This window comes from Pseudoalteromonas sp. GW168-MNA-CIBAN-0100 (assembly GCF_040309225.1).
Classification (GTDB): Bacteria; Pseudomonadota; Gammaproteobacteria; order Enterobacterales; family Alteromonadaceae; genus Pseudoalteromonas; species Pseudoalteromonas arctica.
In genome coordinates this window covers 1-311 of sequence record NZ_JBEOOL010000353.1, presented here as the reverse complement: position 1 = coordinate 311, position 311 = coordinate 1, and the positions used below count along the sequence as shown (strand labels likewise).

1 protein-coding gene is annotated in these 311 nt (G+C 39.9%); it reads right to left on the bottom strand.

What is annotated here, in order from left to right:
- Positions 1–31: 31 nt before the first annotated feature.
- Positions 32–311 (bottom strand): nucleoid-associated protein (locus AAEY62_RS21435; RefSeq protein ID WP_350636406.1); only part of this gene is annotated, 280 nt, incomplete at its 5' end.

Sequence of the window (311 nt, the reverse complement as noted above, 5' to 3'; positions counted from 1 at the left end):
TTTTTGTACCTGTAACTTTATATCAATCGCATTAGTCTTGTTCTTTTTCCATGAAGCGTTGTAACTGATCTTTTAAGTTTGGCGGAATGCCTTTGATCACTAAGGTATCGGTTGCTTCATTATAAGTAACACGTTCACCTAAGTGTTTACGCTCAAAGCTCACACTTACACCGCCACCTAAACCGGAGAACTTAACCATACTTGCCACTGTTTTTTTATCAACGGGGAATGACTCTTCTAAATCGTAACTTTGCTCTTTGCAAAAGCTGTCAAACGGACTGTCATCGCCTTTTGTAAGTGTTGCCGAAAGC